19 protein-coding genes are annotated in these 21630 nt (G+C 69.5%); 1 reads left to right on the top strand and 18 read right to left on the bottom strand.

Annotation, left to right across the window (positions count from 1 at the left end):
- Window positions 1-44: 44 nt before the first annotated feature.
- Entirely contained in the window at window positions 45-1100 is a 1056-nt protein-coding gene (gene moaA, locus ACWV14_RS38035; RefSeq protein WP_454909745.1) for a GTP 3',8-cyclase MoaA, read from the bottom strand.
- Between the two features lie 144 nt (window positions 1101-1244).
- Between moaA and ACWV14_RS38040 the strand changes: the two genes are divergently transcribed.
- Complete coding sequence (locus tag ACWV14_RS38040; protein WP_454909746.1) at window positions 1245-1637, top strand: ribonucleotide reductase subunit alpha; 393 nt, start codon at window positions 1245-1247, stop codon at window positions 1635-1637.
- On the opposite strand, the gene ACWV14_RS38045 is transcribed toward ACWV14_RS38040, so the two are convergent.
- From ACWV14_RS38045 to ACWV14_RS38125, 17 genes are all read right to left on the bottom strand, one after another.
- Window positions 1634-2323, bottom strand: a complete 690-nt coding sequence (locus ACWV14_RS38045) for an anaerobic ribonucleoside-triphosphate reductase activating protein (RefSeq protein ID WP_454909747.1) — start codon at window positions 2321-2323, stop codon at window positions 1634-1636. The two genes, ACWV14_RS38040 and ACWV14_RS38045, sit on opposite strands and share 4 nt — an antisense overlap.
- Window positions 2320-2502 carry an anaerobic ribonucleoside-triphosphate reductase gene (nrdD, locus tag ACWV14_RS38050; RefSeq protein ID WP_454909748.1) on the bottom strand — a complete coding sequence of 61 codons (183 nt, stop codon included), beginning with the start codon at window positions 2500-2502 and terminating at the stop codon, window positions 2320-2322. Before nrdD ends, ACWV14_RS38045 begins: the two co-directional genes overlap by 4 nt.
- A 9-nt stretch (window positions 2503-2511) precedes the next feature.
- Window positions 2512-4521 carry a ribonucleoside triphosphate reductase gene (locus ACWV14_RS38055; RefSeq protein WP_454909749.1) on the bottom strand — a complete coding sequence of 670 codons (2010 nt, stop codon included), beginning with the start codon at window positions 4519-4521 and terminating at the stop codon, window positions 2512-2514.
- Window positions 4522-4612: 91 nt separating this feature from the next.
- The gene (gene ipdC / locus ACWV14_RS38060; RefSeq protein ID WP_454909750.1) at window positions 4613-6268 is read right to left on the bottom strand and encodes an indolepyruvate/phenylpyruvate decarboxylase; all 1656 of its coding nucleotides are present in this window, start codon (window positions 6266-6268) and stop codon (window positions 4613-4615) included.
- A 34-nt stretch (window positions 6269-6302) separates the two neighbouring features.
- A complete protein-coding gene (locus ACWV14_RS38065; protein WP_454909751.1) occupies window positions 6303-7358 on the bottom strand; it encodes a DUF1513 domain-containing protein in 1056 nt (351 codons plus the stop codon).
- Complete coding sequence (gene ubiT / locus ACWV14_RS38070; protein ID WP_454909752.1) at window positions 7358-7786, bottom strand: ubiquinone anaerobic biosynthesis accessory factor UbiT; 429 nt, start codon at window positions 7784-7786, stop codon at window positions 7358-7360. Before ubiT ends, ACWV14_RS38065 begins: the two co-directional genes overlap by 1 nt.
- Entirely contained in the window at window positions 7783-8679 is an 897-nt protein-coding gene (locus ACWV14_RS38075; RefSeq protein ID WP_454909753.1) for a U32 family peptidase, read from the bottom strand. The genes ubiT and ACWV14_RS38075 overlap by 4 nt, the downstream gene beginning before the upstream one ends.
- Before the next feature lie 5 nt (window positions 8680-8684).
- Window positions 8685-9728, bottom strand: a complete 1044-nt coding sequence (ubiU, locus tag ACWV14_RS38080) for a ubiquinone anaerobic biosynthesis protein UbiU (protein WP_454909754.1) — start codon at window positions 9726-9728, stop codon at window positions 8685-8687.
- Window positions 9729-9730: 2 nt separating this feature from the next.
- Complete coding sequence (locus tag ACWV14_RS38085; RefSeq protein ID WP_454909755.1) at window positions 9731-10030, bottom strand: DUF2249 domain-containing protein; 300 nt, start codon at window positions 10028-10030, stop codon at window positions 9731-9733.
- 46 nt (window positions 10031-10076) lie between these two features.
- Entirely contained in the window at window positions 10077-10766 is a 690-nt protein-coding gene (locus ACWV14_RS38090; protein ID WP_454909756.1) for a carbonic anhydrase, read from the bottom strand.
- A gap of 268 nt (window positions 10767-11034) precedes the next feature.
- Complete coding sequence (locus ACWV14_RS38095) at window positions 11035-11787, bottom strand: peptidylprolyl isomerase (protein ID WP_454909757.1); 753 nt, start codon at window positions 11785-11787, stop codon at window positions 11035-11037.
- Window positions 11788-11791: 4 nt separating this feature from the next.
- A complete protein-coding gene (gene narI, locus ACWV14_RS38100; RefSeq protein WP_454909758.1) occupies window positions 11792-12493 on the bottom strand; it encodes a respiratory nitrate reductase subunit gamma in 702 nt (233 codons plus the stop codon).
- The gene (gene narJ / locus ACWV14_RS38105) at window positions 12490-13176 is read right to left on the bottom strand and encodes a nitrate reductase molybdenum cofactor assembly chaperone (protein WP_454909759.1); all 687 of its coding nucleotides are present in this window, start codon (window positions 13174-13176) and stop codon (window positions 12490-12492) included. Before narJ ends, narI begins: the two co-directional genes overlap by 4 nt.
- An 11-nt stretch (window positions 13177-13187) precedes the next feature.
- Complete coding sequence (gene narH / locus ACWV14_RS38110; RefSeq protein WP_454909760.1) at window positions 13188-14711, bottom strand: nitrate reductase subunit beta; 1524 nt, start codon at window positions 14709-14711, stop codon at window positions 13188-13190.
- A gap of 17 nt (window positions 14712-14728) precedes the next feature.
- Window positions 14729-18520, bottom strand: a complete 3792-nt coding sequence (locus tag ACWV14_RS38115) for a nitrate reductase subunit alpha (RefSeq protein WP_454909761.1) — start codon at window positions 18518-18520, stop codon at window positions 14729-14731.
- Window positions 18521-18531: 11 nt separating this feature from the next.
- Entirely contained in the window at window positions 18532-19869 is a 1338-nt protein-coding gene (locus ACWV14_RS38120; protein ID WP_454909762.1) for an MFS transporter, read from the bottom strand.
- A 111-nt stretch (window positions 19870-19980) separates the two neighbouring features.
- The gene (locus ACWV14_RS38125; RefSeq protein WP_454909763.1) at window positions 19981-21621 is read right to left on the bottom strand and encodes an antiporter; all 1641 of its coding nucleotides are present in this window, start codon (window positions 21619-21621) and stop codon (window positions 19981-19983) included.
- Window positions 21622-21630: the final 9 nt, after the last annotated feature.

The raw sequence follows: 21630 nt of genomic DNA on the forward strand, positions 1-21630 counted from the left end.
TCAAGATTGAAACGCCGCTGTGATGCAGTTCAAGCTGGGGTGATTCAGCCGCCGAGCACATGCATGTCGGGGCGGACGATGCGGATGACGCTGAGCCGCTCGCGCTGTTCGGAATAGGCGTCGCTGCGCCGGGCCCAGATGGCGGCCAGGCGTTCGCGCAGCTGCGCCTCGCCGGCGTGGGGGTTGCGCAGCAGCGGCCGCAGATCGTGGCCCTCGGACGCGAACAGACAGGTGTAGAGCCGGCCCTCGGCCGTCAGCCGGGCGCGCGTGCAGTCGCCGCAGAAGGCCTGGCTGACGCTGCTGATGAAGCCGATCTCGCCGGCACCGTCGGCATAGCGCCAGCGCTCGGCCGTCTCGCCGCCGCGGGTGGGCCGCAGCGGCTGCAGCGGCCAGCGCGCGGCGATGCGCTCGCGCAGCTCGGCGCTGGGCAGCACCTCGTCGAGCTTCCAGCCGTTGTGGCGGCCGGCGTCCATGAATTCGATGAAGCGCAGCACCATGCCGCTGTTGCGGAAATGTTCGGCCAGCGGCAGGGCCTCGCGGTCGTTGACGCCACGGCGCACCACCATATTGACCTTGATGGACGTAAAGCCGGCGCTCCGGGCTGACTCCAGCCCGCGCAGCACCTCGGCGACCGGAAAGCCGACCTCGTTCATGCGCCGGAAGACGGCGTCGTCCAGCGCGTCGAGGCTGACGGTCAGGCGGTTCAGGCCGGCGTCGCGCAGGGCCTGGGCCTGGGCGGCCAGCAGGCTGCCGTTGGTCGTCAGTGCCAGGTCGGGCGCCGTGCCGTCCAGCGTGCGCAGGGCCGAGAGCTGGCCTATGAGGCGCGGCAGATCGCGACGCAGCAACGGCTCGCCGCCGGTCAGGCGCAGGGTGCGCACGCCCAGGGCCAGGGCCTGGCGCGCCACCTGGGCGATCTCCTCGAAGTTCAGCAGCCGCGCCTGCGGCAGGAAGCGGTGGCCCGGGCCGAACTTGCTGCGCGGCATGCAATAGCCGCAGCGGAAATTGCAGCGGTCGGTCAGCGAGATGCGCAGGTCGCGCCAGGGGCGCTTGCGAAGGTCGCGCACCGCGCCGTCGGCGCTCGTCCATGGCATGTGGTCCATGTGACCGATTCTTGGGCGCCGCGTCGCTGCGGCCCATCCGGCCGTGGCAGGACAGCGACCGGCGCGGCCTCCTCCTTTCGGACGACCCCGCCCTCCTCCGTCGGAGGCGCCGCGCCGCCTCGCGGCGGCTCAGACTGGACCTCGATGAACATCGAACACTTTGACGACCTGCTGGCCATGGCCCGCAGGCAACGCGAACCCCAGCATCTGCTGATGGTCTTCACCACCGCCGAATGCGACGCCGACGCGACGCCCGAGCAGCGCGCCGCTCATGCCGCCGGCAAGGGCGGCGTGCTGCGCCCGCTGATGTGCGTGGACAAGGACCCGGCCGACCTGGCCAACTTCGAGGCCCTGGCCGCCGAGGCGCGTCAGGCCGGCCCCACCTGGCAGCTGATGTTCACCGCCGCCCTGGTCGGGCGCACGACGGCCAGCGAGGTCAAGCGCATGCTGGAGCTGCTGGTCAAGCGCGTGGAGAGCGGCGAGTTCGGCGGCCTGCTGCCCTTCAACCCGGCCGGCGAGGCCGTGCTGATCGGTTAGGTCCGCAGCAGCAGGCCGGGCCGGATGGCCCGGGCCTCAGCCAGCAAGGCGGGCGAGGGCCAGGCCACCGGCGCGCGCAAACTGCCCGATGCATCGGGCAGGCGCGCGAGCTGCAGCACATGGCGTGGCACACCAGCCAGCTCGCGCACCAGGCGCAGCAGGTCGGCGTCGCTGAACCAAGCCGGATGCACGGTGCTGCGGCATTCGAAATCCACGCCGCTGGCCCGCAGCAGGGCCAGGGAGTCGCGCACCGCGCGCGTGCTGGCGCGGCGGCCGGTGATGCGGTCGTGCAGGCTCGCGTCGCCGAGCGCGGCCTTGATGTCCAGCCCCACCCAGTCCAGGCGCGGCAGCAGACCGCCCAGGCAGCGCGGCGCCAGGCCGGCCGTGTGCAGGCCGAGGGCATAGCCCATGGCTCGCAACTCGTCGAGAACGGCCGGCAGGGCCGGGTCCAGCGTCGGTTCGCCGCCGCTGAAGACGACGCCATCGAGCCGGCCCAGGCGGCGCGCCAGCCAGTCGCGCAGCTCAGGCCAGCGCGGGCCTTCCCCCCTGCCCCGCGGCTGCAGGCCGGGGTTGTGGCAATAGCCGCAGCGCCAGGGGCAGCCCTGCAGAAAGACCACGGCCGCCAGGCGGCCGGGGAAGTCGACGCTGCTGAAGGGCTGCAGGCCGGCGACGGCCAGTTGGCTCATCGCGACTGCACTCGGCCTTCCTCGAAGTGAACACGCTCGGCGAACTCGCCCTGCTTGCCGATGTTGAAGGAGGCGACGGGGCGGTGATAGCCCATCACGCGGGTCCAGACCTCGCAGCGCTGGCGTTCCTCTTCGCGCAGCGTGATGGCCTCGTCCTGGCGTTCGATGACAGCGTTCATGGGATCTCCTCAGGCGGGTTCGGTTTCGGATTGACGACGCTTGGCGGCCAGTCGCTCGGCGTCGCATCGGGGGCAGAACTCGTGGTGGCCGCTCAGATAGCCGTGGGTCGGGCAGATCGAGAAGGTCGGCGTCACGGTCACATAGGGCAGGCGGTGGTGGGACAGCGCCCGCTTGACCAGCTCGCGGCAGGCCATGGCCGAGCTGATGCGCTCGCTCATGTAGAGGTGCAGCACCGTGCCGCCGGTGTATTTGCGCTGCAGCTCCTCCTGGCGCTCCAGGGCCTCGAAGGGGTCGTCGGTGAAGCCGACGGGCAGCTGCGAGCTGTTGGTGTAGTAGGGATTCGCGTCGCTGCCGGCTTGCAGGATGGCGGGCCAGCGGCGCCGGTCCTCCTTGGCGAAGCGGTAGGTCGTGCCCTCGGCCGGCGTGGCCTCGAGGTTGTAGAGATGGCCGGTCTGCTCCTGGAACTCCACCATGCGCGCCCGCACATGGTCCAGCAGGCGCAGGGCCAGGGCATGGCCTTCCTCGCTCGTGATGTCGTGCCGGCCGCGGGTGAAATTGCGCACCATCTCGTTGATGCCGTTCACGCCCAGCGTCGAGAAGTGGTTGCGCAGGGTGCGCAGATAGCGCCGCGTGTAGGGGAACAGCCCCTGGTCGATGAGGCGCTGGATCAGCTTGCGCTTGATCTCTAGGCTGTCGCGGCCCAGCTCCAGCAGGCGGTCCAGGCGGGTCAGCAGGCCGGCCTCGTCGCCCGCGAACAGATAGCCCAGCCGCGCGCAGTTCACCGTGACGACGCCGACTGAGCCGGTCTGCTCGGCCGAGCCGAACAGGCCGTTGCCGCGCTTGAGCAGCTCGCGCAGGTCCAGTTGCAGCCGGCAGCACATGGAGCGCACCATCTGCGGCTCGAGGTCGGAGTTCAGGAAGTTCTGGAAATATGGCAGGCCGTAGCGCGCCGTCATCTCGAACAGGGCTTCGGTGTTGGGGTGGGCCCAGTCGAAGTCTTTCGTGATGTTGTAGGTCGGAATGGGAAAGGTGAAGACGCGGCCCTTGGCGTCTCCGGCCGTCATCACGGCTATGTAGGCGCGGTTGATGAGGTCCATCTCGGCTTGCAGCTCGCCATAGGTGAAGGGCTGCTCCTCGCCGGCGATGACGGGCACCTGCTCGGCGAGGTCGGCCGGGCAGGTCCAGTCAAAGGTCAGGTTGGTGAAGGGCGTCTGCGTGCCCCAGCGCGAGGGCACGTTGAGGTTGTAGATCAGCTCCTGCAGGCACTGGCGCACCTGCTCGTAGGAAAGCGCGTCCTTGCGCACATAGGGCGCCAGATAGGTGTCGAAGCTGGAGAAGGCCTGTGCGCCGGCCCATTCGTTCTGCAGGGTGCCGAGGAAGTTGACGATTTGCCCGACGGCGCTCGAGAGATGCTTCGGCGGCCCGGCCTCGACCTTGCCGGGCACGCCGTTCAGCCCCTCGTGCAGCAGGGTGCGCAGGCTCCAGCCGGCGCAGTAGCCGCTGAGCATGTCGAGGTCGTGGATGTGGAGGTCGGCCTCGCGGTGGGCGCGGCCGACCTCGGGCGGGTAGACATGGTCCAGCCAGTAGTTGGCGACGACCTTGCCCGAGACGTTGAGGATGAGCCCGCCCAGGCTCCACCCCTGGTTGGCATTGGCCTGGATGCGCCAGTCGCGCTGCTGCAGGTATTCGTTCATCGTGGCCTGCACATCGACCAGCGTCTGGCGGGCATCGCGCAGGCGGCGGTGCTGCTCGCGGTAGACGATGTAGGCGCGCAACGTGCGGCGCCAGCCGGCACCGAACAGCGTGGACTCGACGGCGTCCTGGATCAGCTCGATGCCCGGCAGGGTGTGCGCCATCAGCTCGGGCATCACGCCGTTCTCGGTCAGCCGGCGCGCCTCGTCGTCGCCGAACTCGCCGCTGGCGCGTCCGGCGGCGGCCAGGGCCTGCATGATCTTGTCCGCGTCGAAGGCCTGCAGGCGGCCGTCGCGCTTCATCACCTGCTGGGGATAGAGATTCATTCCACTACCTATGGTGTTTGCAACGCAGAGAGGCGCTACATCTAGTGAAGGGCAGTGTGACCAGCAGGCTCGGCGACGTCCTTGAACCAGGTCAAGAAGCTACGACGGCCTCGGGCATGGACAGGCGCCGCACCGCCTGCACAAAGCGCTGCAGCGTTGGCGAGCGTGCGCCGGGGGCGAGGCGGACGTCGATGAGCTGGAAGCAGCCGCGCGTTGCCAGGGCCTGGCGCAAGGCGGCGCCCAGCTCGGCGCGCGTCTGCACCGTGTAGCCGTCGCCGCCCATGCCGGCGGCCATGGCGGCGAAGTCCCAGGCGCCGAGGTCGTGGAAGCCGCCCTCGGGCATGAAGCTGCGCAGCATCTCCCAGCCGCCGTTGTTGAAGACGATGACGATGGGGTCGAGGCCCAGGCGGGCGGCGTGGCCGATCTCCCAGCCGGTCATCTGGAAGGCGCCGTCGCCGACGAGGATGAGGGGGCGCTGGCCGCTGGCGCGCTGCAGGCCGAGGCCGGCCGGCACCCCATAGCCCATGGTGGCGTAGTAGCCCGGCGCCAGCAGGGCCGTGGGCAGCACCGCCATGGCGGTGAACAGGCAGTCGCCGACGTCGCAGGCGATGGGCATGGGGCCGTGGCGGGCGAAGGCGTCGTTGATGGCGCGGGCGATGTCGGCCGGCTCGACCGGCGCCTCGTCCTCGACCAGGCCTTGCGGATAGCTCGGCGGCGCGGGCGGCGCCGCGACGGCGCTGCGCGGCAGCGGACAGCGCTCGAGCAGCGCATCGACCAGGGCCGCCAGTGGCAGCTCCGGGTAGACGTGGTGGCCGACACGCACCTCGTCGTCATAGGCCACCAGGGCATGGCGGAAGTCGATGCGCCGGGCCGACACGGCGAAGTTGGTGTCCGACACGATGACGCCCAGCAGCAGCAGCGCGTCCGAGGCCTCCACGCGCCGGCTCAGCTCGGGGTCGCCGGCCAGGCCGAGATAGGTGCCCGACAGCGGCAGGTCGGCATCGGCCAGCAGGCCGCGGCCCATGAAGCTCGTCAACACCGGCAGGCCCAGGCGCCGCGCCAGCTCGGCGACACGCGCCTCGAGGCCGTAGCGCCTGACCTCGACGCCGACGACCAGCAGCGGGTCGCGCGCCGCACGCAGCCGCGCCAGCAGCTCGTCGGCGCAGGCGGCCACGCGCTCGGCATCCCAGCGCCGCGGCGCGGGCGCCGGCACCTCGGCGCAGGGCCGCCCCGGCAGGTCGCGCGGGATCTCGAGGTAGACCGGCCGCGAGCGGGCCAGGGCGTTGTCCAGGACGCGGGCGATGGCCTGGGGCGCGCGCTCGAGGTCGTCCAGCCGCGCGCGGTCGACGGTGATCTCCTCGTAGAGCCGCCACTGCGAGTCGAGCTGCTTGACCTGGTGGTGCAGCAGCAGGCCGCTGACGGCCTCGTGGGCCGCCGGTGCGCCCGACAGCACCACCAGGGGCACGCGCTCGGCATAGGCACCGGCCACCGCGTTGACGAGGTTGAGGGCACCGGCGCCATAGGTGACGGCAGCCACGCCGAGGCCGCCGCGCACGCGCGCCGTCGCGTCGGCCGCGAAGCCGACGCCGGGCTCGTGGGCCAGGGTCAGGATGGGCAGGCGGCCGTCGCGTTCGATCTCGCGGAACAGCGGCAGCGCGAAGTCACCGGGGATGCCGAAGATCTCGCGCGCACCGCGCGCCAGCAGCGCATCGACGAGGCGCTGGGCCAGGGTGGAAGGGGAAGGCATGGGAACTCCTTGCGGCGCTCGTGGCGCCGCTTCTTCAAACCAGCACCGCGTGGTTGTCGGGTGCCAGGGGTTGGGGCCAGGCCAGCATCTGTGCGCCGTTGGCCTGCCAGCGCGCGACGCCGCGGCCGGCCACCAGCAGCACGGCGCGCTCACCGCCATGCCAGCCGTCGTGCAGCGCGCAGGGATCGGTGAGCTCGGCGATGCGGGTCAGGTCGGCCGGCACGCCCGGTTGCCACAGCAGCCCCTGGCCGGCCTTCTGCGCGCTGAGCACGAAGCCGCCGCCGGGCGCGGCACAGATGTCGCCGGCATAGCCCTGGCCCGGCCCGCCGGCCACGGGCAGCTGCAGCTGGTCGCCCTCGAAGACGGCCAGCAGCGGCGCGGCCGCGCGGCGTTCCTTGGCCGCGTGCGCGGCCTGCAGTGCGATGCCGAGGCGCTGGCCGTCGTGGGACCAGGCGAGATGGCGCAGGCTGATGTCCGGGTCGTCCAGGCGCCAGCGTGCCAGTTCACCGCCGGTAGTCGGGTCCAGCTTCAGCAGCGCCGAGGCAATGGCGCCTTCGCGCTTGCGTCCATCCGGCCAGCGCCGCAGGCCGCCGAGGGCGAGCAGCAGGCGGCCGTCGGGCTCCGCCACCAGCTGATGGGCGTCGCGGCCAGCCAGCGGCAGGCGGGCGATCAGTGCCAGCGTGCGCGGTTCGCGCAGGGCCAGGTGGGAGCTCTCGTCGCGCGGGTCGGTCTCGGTGGCGAACAGGCCGGCCGGGTGCAGCAGCAGATGGCCGTTGAAGCGCCAGGCACCGTCCTGGCGAGCCCAGGTGGCGGCGCCGGCGGCGTCGACATGCAGCAGCCAGTCGCCCGCCCGCGCTGCGACGGCGTAGAAGCCGCCCCGGCCGTCGGCGATCAGGCCATGGGCGCGGCTGGGCAGGGTCCAGGCGGCCAGCATGTCGATCCGGCGGGCGCCCCAGTCCAGGCCGAGCAGGCCGGCCTGCTCGCGCCCGTCGGCCAGGCGCCAGGCCAGGGCCAGGCGCTGCACCGGGGCGTCGGCTGCACTCAGCAGTGGGGTGGCCGCGGCAGCGGCCAGCAGGAGGCGTCGTTTCATCATCGGGCAGGCGCGACGGTCCACAGCGGACCGATCGCGTCCAGGGTGTTTTTCAGGATGAGGCCGTACTCGGTGTCGCCCTCCATGACGAGGGCGCCGTCGAAGAACAGGCGGTCGGCGTCGTCCTCGCCGCGCAGAAGCCGCCACAGCGCGTCGGCGCGGGCACGCAGGCGCAGATGGGGCGCCGCGCCCTCGCCGGCGGCGTGAAAGCCGCGCGGGCCGAGCTGCAGGCGCACGCGGGCGCCGAGTTCCTGCAGCTCGATCTCGACGGTGCGACCCTGCAGGGCTTCGCGCTGGGAGGCGTCCAGGCGCGGCAGCAGCAGGCGGTCAAGCAGCAGGGCCAGGGCCGTGGAAGGTGGCCGGCTGGGCAGGCGGGCGACGCGCTCGCGCCATTGCGGCGGCAGGCTGGGCAGGGTCAGGCTCGTCATGCCACCTCCGCGAGACCGGGCTGGCGGCGCGCGAAGCCGTCTACCAGGCGGCCCGGCAGCGGCAGCCCGCGCAGCTCGTCCAGCGCCTCCTCGGCGGGGGCGCCGCGCGCGAACACGGCGTCGAACAGTTCGACAACGCGGCCGAAGTGCTGGCCGCAGGGCGACAGCCGCAGCAGGCCGACGCCGGCCTCGCGCAGCGCCTGGCCCTGGCCCAGCAGGCATTGCAGGGCCGCGCTCTGGGTCTGGATGCCGTTGAGGGCCAGGAAGTCCTCGCCTTCCCCCGTCTTCAGCAGCAGGCCGTCGGCATCGTCGCGGCAGCGGAACTGGCAGTCGTCCTTCTGCAGCCGGTGATGGCGGGCCGTGAAGCAGCGCGCCGAGAAGGCCAGCGGCAGGCGGCCGAAGCCCCAGACCTCGGTCTCAAGGGCCGACGGCATGGGGTTGATGAGCGCTACCGCGTCCAGCGACAGCTCGACCGGCGCCACCCAGCGGTCGGCGCCTAGGGCCGCGTGCTCACCGAGGGCGGCAGCGTTGTAGATGTTCAGGTGGGGGCCGAGCGTGAAGGGACGGCGCCGGGCGCGCGACAACACCTGCAGCGCGGCGGCGTCGCCGGCCTCGACGGGAAACTCGTCCTGCTCGCAGACGCGGCGCAGCGTGCGCAGCTCGGCCTCGCTCATGACCAGGGCCATGGTGGCCAGGCGCACATCCTTGCCGGCGGTGCGCAGCTCGCGGGCGAGGGCCAGCCAGTCGTCGAACTTGATCTCGTTGCGCCGTGAGCAGACCAGCTCGCCCAGCACGACGCTGCGCACCGGCGCGTCGGCCAGGTCGGCATAGAAGTTCAGCACGGCCTCGCGCGGCCACCAGTACAGCAGGGGGCCGATGGACAACTCCGGCATCGTCTTCATCTCCAGGGGCGGTCGTAGGCGCCCAATGTGTGCTGCTGGCCCTCGGCCCAGCGGGCCAGCTGGCCGTCCCAGGCCGGCTGCACGCTGTAGCGGCCGCGGCCCTCCTGGGCGGCCCAGGCGGCGTCGATGGCGGCGCGCCAGACCTTGGTGACCTCGGCCACATAGGCGGGGCTGCGCTGGCGGCCTTCGATCTTGATGGCCTCCACGCCGGTGGCGATCAGCTGCGGCAGCAGGGCCAGGGTGTTGAGGCTGGTGGGCTCTTCCAGCGCGTAGTCGTTGGCCAGCTCGCCCACCTCGAAGCGGCCCTTGCACAGCGTCGGGTAGCCGCGCGGTTCGCCGGGGCGGTAATGGTCGATCAGCACGCCGCCGAGACGCGCGCGCACGCCGTCGGCGGCCTCGTCCCAGCGCACCGCACCGGGCGGCGAACAGACGCCGGCCGTGTTGGGCGACTGGCCCGTCGCGTAGCTGGACAGGGCACAGCGCCCCTCCACCATCACGCACAGGCTGCCGAAGCCGAAGACCTCGACCGGCACGGTGCAGTGCTTGAGCAGCTGCTGCACTTGCTGCAGCGTCAGCACGCGCGGCAGCACGGCGCGGGCGATGCCGTAGCGCTGCCGATAGAACTCGATGGCCTCCCAATTGGTGGCCGAGGCCTGCACCGACAGATGCAGGCGCAGCTGCGGATGGCGGCGGCTGGCATCGGCCAGCACGGCGCTGTCGGCCACGATGAGGGCATCGGCACCCAGCTCGGCGGCATGGTCGACGGCGCGCTGCCAGGGCCGGGTGTCGCGGGCGTCGGCAAAGGTGTTGAGCGCCATCAGCACCTGGCGGCCCTGGCGATGGGCCATCGTGACGCCTTCGTGCACCTGGGCGGCGTCGAAGTTCAGGCCGGCGAAGTTGCGTGCATTGGTCGCGTCCTTCAGGCCGAGGTAGACGGCGTCGGCACCAGCCTCGAGGGCAAGTTGCAGCGCACGCAGCGAGCCGGCCGGGCAGACCAGCTCAGGCTTGCGCGGCGCTGGCGTGAGGGCAGCGGCCGTCATGCTCAGGAGCAGCCACCACCGCCACCACATCCGCAGCCGCCGCCCTGGGGAGCGGGCGCCGTCGCCCCGCCGGGAGCAGCGCGGGTGATGCGGATGCGCCAGTAGCCGGGATTGGCCTGCACCACCTGCCAGTTGAAGGACTGCGGGCGGTAGGCGTGGAACTGCATCAGCAGTCCACGCGGTTCGTGGTCGTTGACCAAGTCGAAGGCCTCGCCCTCGGCGAGGGTGTCGAAGCACTGGAAGGCGAGCTGGTGGCGCTGCGGCGGGGCGAGCGGGCGGAGGTCGTGAAGGGCGTTGTTCATGGACCGGCAGCCTAGGGCCGGCGACGCCTGCGCGCCTTGATCCAGTTCAAGCCAGCGGAACGCCGCTGGCGTCCAGGCCGCTGTCAGCATCACCGAAGCGGTAGGGTCCGGTGCCTGCGTTGTCGGCGCGCGAGGCGGGCACGAAGGCGCCGACGCCGACGTCGAAGACATGCACTTCGCCGTCCTCGATGACGTAATGCCAGCCGTGCAGGGTCAGCGCGTGCGACTCCACCTGCTCGCGCACCATGGGGTAGTCCATCAGCCGCTCCAGCTGCAGCACGATGGCGCGCTGCTCGGTGCGGCGCATCACCTCGGGACCAGGCTCGGCGACGGGCAGGGCCGCCTCGCGGCCGAGGTCCAGCCAGCGCGCCAGGTTCTGGGCGGCGGGCGGTACCTCGCCGTACAGCGTGCGGATGGCGCCGCAATGGCTGTGGCCGCAGACGATGATGCGGCGCACCTGCAGGTTGAGCACGGCGAACTCGATGGCGGCGGCCGTGCCGTGGAAGCCCTGGCTCTGGTCATGGGGCGGCACAAAGGCACCAACGTTGCGCACCAGGAAGAGCTCGCCGGGCCCGGCCCCGGTCAGCAGATAGGGCACGAGGCGCGAATCGGAGCAGCCGATGAACAGCGTCAGCGGATGTTGGCCGTCGTCGACCAGATGCCGGAACAGCGAGCGCTGCTGCGGGAAGGCATCGGTCTGGAAGCGGCGCAGGCGTTCGAGCAGCTCGTCGGGCATCAGGGCCTCCTGACGCCATGAGAAGCCACGCGAACGAGTCTGGCCGACCGCCAGGCTAGGCGCGGCGCGACGCCCAGGCTAGCGCCTGGGCGAGCGGTGCAACAACGCATGGCGGTCGGCCAGGCCCGTTCCCTCCGGGTTGCCACCAGATAAGGGCGCCCACTTCGTTGCGAAGCCTCGCCGGGGGATCTACCCCGGCTTCGTTTCGCGCCTCGTTGGCGCCCTTTCTGGATGGCAACGCGTTGGCTTCTCATGGCGTCAGGAGGCCCTACTGCACCAAGGGCGAGCTGGCCTTTTGCAGATCGACACCCTCCAGGCGCGCATCGGCAGCCAGCGTCTGCAAGTACTGCCGCACCGCGCTGATCTGGTGCGCCTGGCGCATCTGCTGCGCCACTGCGGCCTGCACCTGCTCGAAGGCCGGCAGGCGGCCGGGTTCGCGGGCGTCGATGGCGACGATGTGCAGGCCGAAGCGGCTGTGCACCAGCTGCGGCAGCACGCCGATCTCGCTGCGGCCGAAGAGTTCGCGGGCGAACTCGGGAGCGCAGTCGTTGGCGGTGAGCCACCCCAATTGGCCGCCCTCGGCACCGCTCGGGCAGTTGGACAGGTTCTTGGCCGCGGTGGTGAACGCCGCCGGCTCGCTGGCGCGCAGCTCGATCAGATGGCCCTCGGCCTTCTGGCGCAGCAGGCCGACGTCGACACCCGGCGTGACGGCGAACAGGATGTGCCGCACCTGGATGCGCTCGCCCTGCGCGAAGTGCTTGCTGTTGGCCTCGTAATGCCGGCGGCAGGCGGCCTCGTCGGGCTCGGGCCCGGCGAGTTCCTGGGCGATCAGCGCCTCGATGGCGGCCGAGGCTGCCTCGCTGATCGCGCCCTGTTCGGGCGCGGGGTCGTCGGCATCCAGCAGGCCGAGCTGAATCGCTCGCTGGCGCAGCAGCTCGGTGCAGGCGCGCTGGCGCAGTTGCTCTTCGTCCAGTGCCTCGTCAGGCGCGGCGATCTCGATGTCGTTGACGGCGTAGCTCATCGCATCAGCCCTTCTTCGGCAAATTCAGGCGGCGCGAGCGCACCACTTGATACGGCCGGAACACATAGAAGATCGAAGCCAGCCCGCTCCACACATGCACCAGGCGGCTGAAGGGGAACAGCAGGAAGATCGTCATGCCCAGCACCATGTGCACCTTGTAGGGCCAGGCCAGACCGACCAGGCCGCTGGCGTCCGGGTTCAGCACGACGATGCGCTGCGCCCAGTCCGACAGGATCAGCATCACCGAGCCGTCGCTGTGCGACAGCGAGAAGGGCAAGGTGATCAGGCCGAGGGACAGCTGAATCCACAGGATCCACAGGATCGCCAGGTCGGTGCGGTGGCTGGTCAGGCGGATGCGCGGGTCGGTCATGCGGCGCCAGATCAGCATGGTCAGGCCGATGAAGCAGGCGGTGCCGGCCACGCCGCCGGCGACGATGGCCAGCATCTGCTTGTTGGCCGGGCTGATGAAGGACTCGTAGACCGCGTGCGGGGTCAGCATGCCCACCGTGTGGCCGACGAACAGGAAGAGGATGCCGCCATGGAACAGATTGCTCGCCCACTTCATGCCGCGCGAGCGCAGCATCTGCGAGCTGTCGCTTTTCCAGGTGTACTGGTCGCGGTCGAAGCGGGCCAGGCTGCCCATGAAGAAGACCGCCAGGCAGATGTAGGGGTAGACGACGAAGAGGAAGTTGTGCAGGGCGTTCATGCCTGTGCTCCTGAGGAGTGGGCGGTCTTGCGCACGATGTGGATGGGCTGCGGCTGGTCCGGCTTGGATTGGCCGGCGGTCGAACAGCCGCCGAAGGCTTCGGGCTCGGCCCAGGCCTCGTCGAGCTCGGGCTCGGGCGGGATCTCCACCGATTCGGCGCGCTCGCCGGCCAACTCCAGCACGGCGGCCAGCACGCTGGCGTAGGGCGATTGGCGGCGCAGCAGCGCGCTGAAGATGGCGCGAGCGATGTGGGCGATCTCGGCCAGGAAGGCCGTGGCCTCGCGCGGCGGCTGGGTGCTGGCGAACTCCAGCACCACGGCTAGGTGATCGGGCAGCTCGCCAGGGGCGAGGTAGAGCCCGGCCTTCTCGTAGGTTTGCTGCAGATCGATCATGGCCGGGCCGCGCTCGCGCGAGTCGCCATGCACATGCTCGAACAGATGCAGGGCGGTGCCGCGGCCGCGGTCGAAGAGTTCGACGTAATCCGACTCGACCGTGAACGGGTCGTCGCGTTGCAGACGGCCCAGCAGAGCGCAGAGCTCTTCCAGGCGCGCCGCCCGCAGCGCGCCCTCGCTGCGCAGCGCCTGCTGCAGCTCGGGGATGGCGGCCCGGAAGCTCGCGTCCGGGTAGCGCAGCAGCGCGGCCAGCACGCGTAGGCTGTAAGGGCAGGGATCGGGTTTGAACATGAGGTGTCCCTTCACAGCGTCGCCTTGATGGGGATGGTGCGCTTCTTCTCCGAGCCGAACAGGCTGGTCTCGGTCACGCCCTCGGAGCAGCCGTTGCCGAAGCTGAAGCCGCAGCCGCCGCGCACATTGAAGGCGTTCTCCGCGTACTCGCGGTGCGTGGTCGGGATCACGAAGCGGTCCTCGTAATTGGCGATCGCCATCACGCGGTACATGTCCTGCACCTGGGCCTCGGTGATGCCGGCCTGCTTGAGCACGGCATGGTTCTTCACGCCGTCCACATGCACGCCGCGCTGGAAGGCGCGCATGGCCAGCATGCGCTCCAGCGCACCGATCACCGGCGCGGTGTCGCCGGCGGTCAGCAGATTGGCCAGGTACTTGACCGGGATGCGCAGCTGATTCACGTCGGGCAGCTCGCCCACCGAACCGATCTGGCCGGCATTCGCCGCGGCGCTGATCGGCGACAGCGGCGGCACGTACCAGACCATGGGCAGGGTGCGGTACTCCGGGTGCAGGGGCAGGGCCACCTTCCAGTCCACGGCCATCTGGTAGACGGGGCTGTTCTTCGCCGCCTCTAGCCAGTTGTCGGGAATGCCGTCATTGCGGGCCTGCTCGATCACCTTGGGGTCGAAGGGGTCGAGGAACAGGTCAAGCTGGGCCTGGTAGAGGTCCTTGTCGTTCGGCGTGGCCGCGGCCTCGGCGATGCGGTCGGCGTCATAGAGCAGCACACCCAGGTAGCGGATGCGACCGACGCAGGTCTCGGAGCAGACCGTGGGCTGACCGGCCTCGATACGCGGGTAGCAGAAGATGCACTTCTCCGCCTTGCCGCTTTTCCAGTTGTAGTAAATCTTCTTGTAGGGGCAGCCCGACACGCACATGCGCCAGCCGCGGCACTTGTCCTGGTCGATCAGCACGATGCCGTCTTCCTCGCGCTTGTAGATCGAGCCCGAGGGACAGCTGGCGACGCAGGCCGGGTTCAGGCAGTGCTCGCACAGCCTGGGCAGGTACATCATGAAGGTGTTCTCGAACTGGCCGTAGATCTCCTTCTGCACGTCGTCGAAGTTCTTGTCCTTCGAGCGCTTGCTGAATTCGCCGCCGAGGATTTCCTCCCAGTTCGGACCCCACTCGATCTTCTCCATGCGCTGCCCGGTGATCAGGCTGCGCGGCCGCGCGGTGGGCGCGTGCTTCATCTCCGGCGCCGACTGCAGATGGTCGTAGTCGAAGGTGAAGGGCTCGTAGTAGTCGTCGATCTCCGGCAGGTTGGGGTTGGCGAAGATCTTCATGAGCAAGGACCACTTGCCGCCCTGGCGGGGCTGCAGCGTGCCGTCGGGCTTGCGGATCCAGCCGCCGTTCCAACGATCCTGGTTCTCCCACTCCTTGGGATAGCCGATGCCCGGCTTGGTCTCTACGTTGTTGAACCAGGCGTACTCGACGCCGGGGCGGCTGGTCCAGACGTTCTTGCAGGTCACCGAGCAGGTGTGGCAACCGATGCACTTGTCCAGGTTCAGCACCATGCCGATCTGTGCGCGAATCTTCATTGCGTGCTCCTCGCTTCTCAGGGGTTCTCGCCTTGCGCCTGGTAGGCGGCGGCGAGGTGGTCGTCACGCGGCGTATCGAGCCAATCGACCTTGTTCATCTTGCGGATCACCACGAACTCGTCGCGGTTCGTGCCGATCGTTCCGTAGTAGTTAAAGCCGTAGCTGTACTGCGCGTAGCCGCCGATCATGTGGGTCGGCTTGGTGACGATGCGGGTCACCGAGTTGTGGATGCCACCGCGCACGCCGGTGATCTCGGACCCCGGCGTGTTGATGATCTTTTCCTGCGCGTGGTACATCAGGGTCATGCCCGGATTCACGCGCTGGCTCACCACCGCCCGCGCCGCGATTGCGCCGTTCAGATTGAACAGCTCGACCCAGTCGTTGTCCTCGATGCCGGCCTTCTTCGCGTCGTCCTCGCTGAGCCAGATGACCGGCCCGCCGCGGTTCAGCGTCAGCATCAATAGGTTGTCGCTGTAGGTGCTGTGGATGCCCCACTTCTGGTGAGGCGTGATGAAGTTCAGCGCTATCTCCGGATGGCCGTTGGGCTTGATGCCGGCGATGCCGGCCGTGGTCTTCAGGTCCACCGGCGGGCGGTAGCTGCTGAAGCCCTCGCCGAAGGCGCGCATCCAGGCATGGTCCTGGTAGAACTGCTGGCGACCGGTCAGCGTGCGCCATGGGATCAGTTCATGGACGTTGGTGTAGCCGGCGTTGTAGGAGACCTTCTCGCTCTCCAGCCCGCTCCAGGTCGGCGAGCTGATGATCTTGCGCGGCTGCGCCTGCACGTCGCGGTAGCGGATCTTCTCGTCCTCGCGGTGCAGGGCCAGATGCACATGTTCGCGGCCGGTGGCCTTGCCCTGGGCCTCCCAGGCCTTGACGGCGACATGGCCGTTAGTCTCGGGCGCCAGCTGCAGGATGACCTCGCAGGCATCGATGTCGCTGACGATGCGGGCACGGCCGGCGGCGTCCACGCCGTTGAGTTCGGCCAGCTGGGCGACCTCGGTCCTGGTGTCCCAGCCAATGCCCTTGCCGCCGTTGCCCAGCTTGTCCAGCAAGGGGCCCAGCGACGTGAAGCGCTCGTAGGTCGCCGGGTAGTCGCGCTCGACGACGGCGATGGTCGGCGCCGTCTTGCCGGGGATGAGCTCGCACTCGCCCTTTTTCCAGTCCTTGACGTCGAAGGGCTGGGCCAGCTCGGACGGCGTGTCATGCATCAGCGGCGACATGACGACTTCCTGCTCCACGCCGAGATGGCCGACGCAGACCTCGCTGAAGGCCTTGGCGAAGCCCTTGTAGATCTCCCAGTCGCTCCTGGCCTGCCAGACCGGGTCCACCGCCGCCGACAGCGGGTGGATGAAGGGATGCATGTCGCTGGTGTTGAGGTCGTTCTTCTCGTACCAGCTGGCCGTGGGCAGCACGATGTCCGAGTAGAGGCAGGTCGTGCTCATGCGGAAGTCCAGCGTGACCACCAGGTCCAGCTTGCCCTGCGGGGCGTCGGCGTGCCAGCGCACCTCGCGCGGCTTGGCATCGTCGGCGCCGAGGTCCTTGCCCTGCACGCCGTTCTCGGTGCCGAGCAGGTGCTTGCAGAAGTACTCATGGCCCTTGCCGCTGGAGCCCAGCAGGTTGGAGCGCCAGACGAACATATTGCGCGGCCAGTTCTGCGGCGCGTCGGGGTCCTCGCAGCTCATCTGCAGCGAGCCGTCGCGCAAAGCCCGCACCACATAGTCCTTGGGCGCGAGACCCGCGGCCGCGGCGTCGCGGACGACCTGCAGCGGGTTGGTCTGGAGCTGGGGCGCGCTCGGCAGCCATCCCATGCGCTCGGCGCGCACATTGCAGTCGATCAGGCTGCCGTTGAACTCGGCGCGCTCGGCGTCGGTCGCCAGCGGCGACAGCACCTCGTCCACACCCAGCTTCTCGTAGCGCCACTGGTCGCTGTGGGCATAGAAGAAGCTGGTGCTGTTCATCTGGCGCGGCGGGCGCACCCAGTCGGTGGCGAAGGCCAGCGGCACCCAGCCGGTCTGCGGGCGCAGCTTCTCCTGGCCGACGTAATGCGCCCAGCCGCCACCGCTCTGGCCGATGCAGCCGCACATCATCAGCAGGTTGATGACACCGCGATAGTTCATGTCGCAGTGGTACCAGTGGTTCATGGCGGCGCCGATGATGATCATCGACTTGCCCTGGGTCTTGTGCGCGTTCTCGGCGAACTCGCGCGCCACGCGGATGACCTGGGCGCGCGGCACGCCGGTGATGGCCTCCTGCCAGGCCGGGGTGTAGGGGGCGTTGTCGTCGTAGCTGGCCGCACCCGAGCCGAAGCCGCGGTGGATGCCGTACTGCGCGGCCTGCAGGTCGAAGACGGTGGCGACCAGGGCCTCGCCGTCCTGGGTCTTCAGCCGGGTCGCCGGCACGCGGGCGCGGTGGCTGACGCCGTCCTGCTGCGGGTTGGGCGTGAAGTGCTCGCTGGCGCTGCCGGCGAAATAGGGGAAGGCGACGTCGACGATCTCGTGGGTCTGCTCGCCGTCCTCGGCGAGGGAGAGCTTGAGGCGCACGTCGCCGCCGCCCTCGGCCTCCTTGGCCTCCAGGTTCCACTTGCCGGTGTCGTCGCGCCCTTCGGCGCCCCAGCGGAAGCCGATGGAACCGTTGGGCAGCACCAGGCGGCCGCTGTCGTCATAGGCCAGTGTCTTCCATTCAGGGTTGTTGGCCTGACCCATCTGGCCGGCCAGGTCGCTGGCGCGCAAATAGCGGCCGGGCAAGCGGGTCTTGCGACCGTCGGGCAGGGTGCGCTCCTCCAGCATCACCAGCAGCGGCAGGTCGGTGTAGCGCCGCGCATAGTCGTCGAAGTAAGGCGAGCGCTGCTTGAAGTAGAACTCGTTGAGCGCGACATGGCCCATGGCCATGGCCAGCGCCGCGTCGGTGCCCTGCTTGGGATGCAGCCACAGGTCGGCCAGCTTGGCGACCTCGGAATAGTCGGGCGTCACCGCCACCGTCTTCGCGCCCTTGTAGCGCACCTCGGTGAAGAAGTGGGCGTCCGGCGTGCGCGTCTGCGGCACGTTGCTGCCCCAGGCGATGATGTAGTGGCTGTTGTACCAATCGGCCGACTCGGGCACGTCGGTCTGCTCGCCCCAGATCTGCGGGCTGGCCGGCGGCAGGTCGCAGTACCAGTCGTAGAAGCTCATGCAGACGCCGCCGATCAGGCTCAGGTAGCGGCTGCCCGCCGCGTAGCTGACCATGCTCATTGCCGGGATGGGCGAGAAGCCGATGATGCGGTCCGGACCGTGCTGCTTGATGGTGTAGACATTGGCCGCCGCGATCAGCTGGTTGACCTCGTCCCAGGTCGAGCGCACAAAGCCGCCCATGCCGCGCACCTGCTGGTAGTCACGCCGCGCGGCCTCGTCGGCCTGGATCAGCGCCCAGGCGTCGACCGGCGTCTTGGCCACCTTCAGCGCCTCGCGCCAGCGCTTGAGCAGACGGCCGCGCACCATGGGGTACTTCACGCGGTTGGCGCTGTAAAGGTACCAGCTGTAGGAGGCGCCGCGGGCGCAGCCGCGCGGCTCGTGGTTGGGCAAGTCGGCGCGGGTGCGCGGGTAGTCGGTCTGCTGGGTCTCCCAGGTCACGATGCCGCCCTTGACGTAGATCTTCCACGAGCAGGAGCCGGTGCAGTTCACGCCGTGGGTGCTGCGCACGATCTTGTCGTGGGCCCAACGGTTGCGGTAGGCGTCCTCCCAGGTGCGGTCCTCGCCGGTGCTGACACCGTGGCCGCCGGCAAAGACCTCCTTGGGCAGCTGGAAGGCGGTCAGTCGATCCAGGAAATGAGACATCTGTTTCTCCGTTAGCAAGACAGGGGGGCGCGCGGCCGGCCGTAGAACCACCAGCAGATGGCCATGCAGCTCAGATAGAACGCCAGGAAGCAATAGAGGGCGGCCTGGGGGCCGCCGGCCAGCGCGATGGCGCTGCCGAAGCTCTTGGGGACGAAGAAGCCGCCATAGGCCCCGATGGCCGAGCACAGGCCGAGGGCCGCGGCGCCCTGGGCATGGGCTTCGCGGGCCGAGCCACCCGCCTGCTCGGCTTCGCGGAGGAAGCCGAGCGGCACCATCCGGAAGGTGCTGCCATTGGCCACGCCGGCCGCGATGAAGATCAGCACAAGGCTGGCGATGAACAGCGGTCCGCCCCCCTCGCCCATCAGGCTGGCCAGCAGGCCCACGACGCCCAGGGCCAGGGCGCCGAAGCAGCCGAGGCTGATGCGGGCGCCGCCGAGGTCGTCGGCCAGCCAGCCACCCAGTGGCCGGGCGAGTGCACCGAGCAGCGGGCCCAGCCAGACCAGCTGCTGCGCGGCCTGCTGGTCGGGGTATTGGCTGCGCAGCAGCAGCGGGCCGGCCGCCGCGAAGCCGATGAAGCTGCCGAAGCTGCCCAGATACAGCCAGCTCATCAGCCAGCTGTGGCGGTGCGTGAAGAGCTGGGCCTGCTCGGCCATGCTGACGCCACCCGAAGGCAGGTCATCCATGCCGAACCAGGCGGCCAGGCTGGCCAGGGCGATCAGCGGCAGCCAGACGAGACCGGCATTGGCCAGCCACAGGCCGTCGCCCTGCACGGGCAGCCCGAAGAGGTCGAGGGCAATTACGGCTGGCACGGCCCACTGCACGAGGCCGATGCCGAGGTGGCCGAAACCGGCGCCCAGACCCAGGGCCACACCCTGATCCCGCGCCGGAAAGCAGGCGCTGATGTGGGCCATGCAGCTGGCGAAATTGGCGCCGCCCAGCCCACACAGCAGCGCGAGCACGACCATCCATTCATAGGGCGTGCCGGGGTCCTGCACGGCCAGCGCGATGCCGGTCGTGGGCAACAGCAGGCTGGCGGTGGACAGGGCTGTCCAGCGCCGCCCGCCGACCCAGGGCACAGCAAAGCCGTAGAAGATGCGCAGCGTGGCGCCGCACAGCGCCGGCAGCGCGCTGAGCCAGAACAGCTGGTTGGTGCTGTAGCGGAAACCTGCCGCCGGCAGGTGCACGACGAGGACCGACCACAACATCCACACCGCGAATGACAGAGCCAGCGGCGGGATGGCGAAGCCAAGATTGCGCAGCGCCACGGCACGGCCACGGTCTGCCCAGAGGTCAGGGTCTTCCGGATTCCAGGGCAGCGGCAGGGACAGGGGCTTGCTCACGGTTGTCATGCTCCGCCACGGCGCATGCCGCGGCCATCCATCGCCGGGCGAGGCCGCCCGGCGCGGAAGGACGAGGCGGGTCGGCAGGAACATCGTTCTTTCGGACGATGGGTGGCCGGTTCAGGGATTGCGGATCTCCGCGCCGCGGCGCAGATAAAAGACCCAGTTCAGCACCAGGCACGCCGCATAGAAGGCCGCGAACCCGTAGAACGCGAGCTGCGGCGTGCCGGCCTTGATCTGCTCGCCGATCAGCACCGGCGCGATGAAGGCGCCGTAGGCGGCGACAGCCGAGGTCCAGCCCAGCACCGGGCCGGCTTGTGTGCGGTCGAAGATGACGCCAACCGAGCGGAAGGTGGAGCCGTTGCCCACGCCGCTGGCGGCGAACAGCAGCACCATCAGCCCCATGAAGGCCGGGAAGTACTGTTCGGGCGTGGCCGAGCCGTAGGCCTGCTGCATCACATAGCCGACGGCCACCGAGGCGAAGACCATGACGGCCGAGATGACCTGGGTGACGATGGAGCCGCCGACCTTGTCGGAGATCCAGCCGCCGACGGGGCGCACCGCGGCACCCACGAAGGGGCCGATCCAGGCGTAGGTCAGCGCGGACGGGGCGTTCGGGTTCTTCAGCGTGTGTTGCAGCACGCCCGCGGCATCCGGCACGTGCTGGAAGCCGAAAATGACCGTGATGGCCAGCGGCAGGGCCATCGAGAAACCGATGAAGCTGCCGAAGGTCACCACGTAGAGCGCCGTCAGGCTCCAGGTGTGCTTGTTCTTGAAGATGGCGAACTGCTTGGCCACGTTCTCCTTCATCGCACCGAAGGCCGCCAGGCGCATGACGAGCAGCGCAGCCATGATGTCCAGCGGGATGGCCACCCACATATTCAGCAGACCCAAGCCGGTAGGCGCCGGCAGGTAGAGGTAGAGCATGCCGATGGACGGCACGAAGGCCAGCGAGTACAGGTAGCTGATCTTCAGGAAGGCCACCAGCGGCGAGCCGGACTGCGGCGTGACCGTCTTCAGGTTGTTCATGCCGAACCAGCACAGCGCCGACAGCGGCACGAGCGACAGCACCCAGGCAAATCCGGCGTTCTGGATCCAGGTCGGCGTGCCGGCGGGGATCTTGCCGAAGATCCAGCCACTGGCCTTCACGAGCGTCATGGAATCGCCCGTCATGCCGAAGAAGCTCATCGTCATGACGAGTGGGATGACGACCTGCATCGTCGTGACACCGAAGTTGCCCAGTCCCGCGTTCAGTCCGAGCGCCGTGCCCTGGAGGCGCTTGGGGAAAAAGGTGCTGATGTTGGACATCGACGAGGCGAAGTTGCCGCCGCCCACGCCTGACCACAGCGCCATCAGCTGGAAGACCCACAGCGGCCACTCGGGGTGCTGCAGCGCGATGCCGGTGCCGATGGCAGGGGCCAGCAGCATGGAGGTCGTCAGGAAGATGGTGTTGCGCCCCCCGGCCATGCGGATCAGAAAGGAGGCCGGGATGCGCATGGTGGCGCCTGAGATGCCGGCGATGGCCGTCAGCGTGAATAGCTGGGCCTGGCTGAACGGGAAGCCAAGGTTCAGCATCTGCACGGCGATGATGCCCCACATGCCCCAGACGGCGAAGCCGCACAGCAGAGCCGGGATGGAGATCCACAGGTTGCGGTAGGCGATGCGCTTGCCGGTGCTGCTCCAGAAGCTCTCGTCCTCGGGACGCCAGTCGTGGATGTCCGGGCCGCTCGCCGGGACGGCGGCATTCGGGTTCTTGCTCATGATGCAGTC

It is taken from the genome of Variovorax durovernensis (assembly GCF_977011995.1).

Bases quoted from the DNA above. Each gene is read 5' to 3' on its own strand.
- narJ (WP_454909759.1), bottom strand. From the start codon at position 13,176: ATGTTCAAACCCGATCCCTGCCCTTACAGCCTACGCGTGCTGGCCGCG.
- narI (WP_454909758.1), bottom strand. From the start codon at position 12,493: ATGAACGCCCTGCACAACTTCCTCTTCGTCGTCTACCCCTACATCTGC.
- ACWV14_RS38075 (WP_454909753.1), bottom strand. From the start codon at position 8,679: ATGCCGGAGTTGTCCATCGGCCCCCTGCTGTACTGGTGGCCGCGCGAG.
- moaA (WP_454909745.1), bottom strand. From the start codon at position 1,100: ATGGACCACATGCCATGGACGAGCGCCGACGGCGCGGTGCGCGACCTT.
- nrdD (WP_454909748.1), bottom strand. From the start codon at position 2,502: ATGAACGCTGTCATCGAACGCCAGGACGAGGCCATCACGCTGCGCGAA.
- ACWV14_RS38120 (WP_454909762.1), bottom strand. From the start codon at position 19,869: ATGACAACCGTGAGCAAGCCCCTGTCCCTGCCGCTGCCCTGGAATCCG.
- ubiT (WP_454909752.1), bottom strand. From the start codon at position 7,786: ATGACGAGCCTGACCCTGCCCAGCCTGCCGCCGCAATGGCGCGAGCGC.
- ACWV14_RS38085 (WP_454909755.1), bottom strand. From the start codon at position 10,030: ATGAACAACGCCCTTCACGACCTCCGCCCGCTCGCCCCGCCGCAGCGC.
- ubiU (WP_454909754.1), bottom strand. From the start codon at position 9,728: ATGACGGCCGCTGCCCTCACGCCAGCGCCGCGCAAGCCTGAGCTGGTC.
- ACWV14_RS38055 (WP_454909749.1), bottom strand. From the start codon at position 4,521: ATGAATCTCTATCCCCAGCAGGTGATGAAGCGCGACGGCCGCCTGCAG.
- ACWV14_RS38040 (WP_454909746.1), top strand. From the start codon at position 1,245: ATGAACATCGAACACTTTGACGACCTGCTGGCCATGGCCCGCAGGCAA.
- ACWV14_RS38125 (WP_454909763.1), bottom strand. From the start codon at position 21,621: ATGAGCAAGAACCCGAATGCCGCCGTCCCGGCGAGCGGCCCGGACATC.
- ipdC (WP_454909750.1), bottom strand. From the start codon at position 6,268: ATGCCTTCCCCTTCCACCCTGGCCCAGCGCCTCGTCGATGCGCTGCTG.
- ACWV14_RS38090 (WP_454909756.1), bottom strand. From the start codon at position 10,766: ATGCCCGACGAGCTGCTCGAACGCCTGCGCCGCTTCCAGACCGATGCC.
- ACWV14_RS38115 (WP_454909761.1), bottom strand. From the start codon at position 18,520: ATGTCTCATTTCCTGGATCGACTGACCGCCTTCCAGCTGCCCAAGGAG.
- ACWV14_RS38065 (WP_454909751.1), bottom strand. From the start codon at position 7,358: ATGAAACGACGCCTCCTGCTGGCCGCTGCCGCGGCCACCCCACTGCTG.
- ACWV14_RS38095 (WP_454909757.1), bottom strand. From the start codon at position 11,787: ATGAGCTACGCCGTCAACGACATCGAGATCGCCGCGCCTGACGAGGCA.
- ACWV14_RS38045 (WP_454909747.1), bottom strand. From the start codon at position 2,323: ATGAGCCAACTGGCCGTCGCCGGCCTGCAGCCCTTCAGCAGCGTCGAC.
- narH (WP_454909760.1), bottom strand. From the start codon at position 14,711: ATGAAGATTCGCGCACAGATCGGCATGGTGCTGAACCTGGACAAGTGC.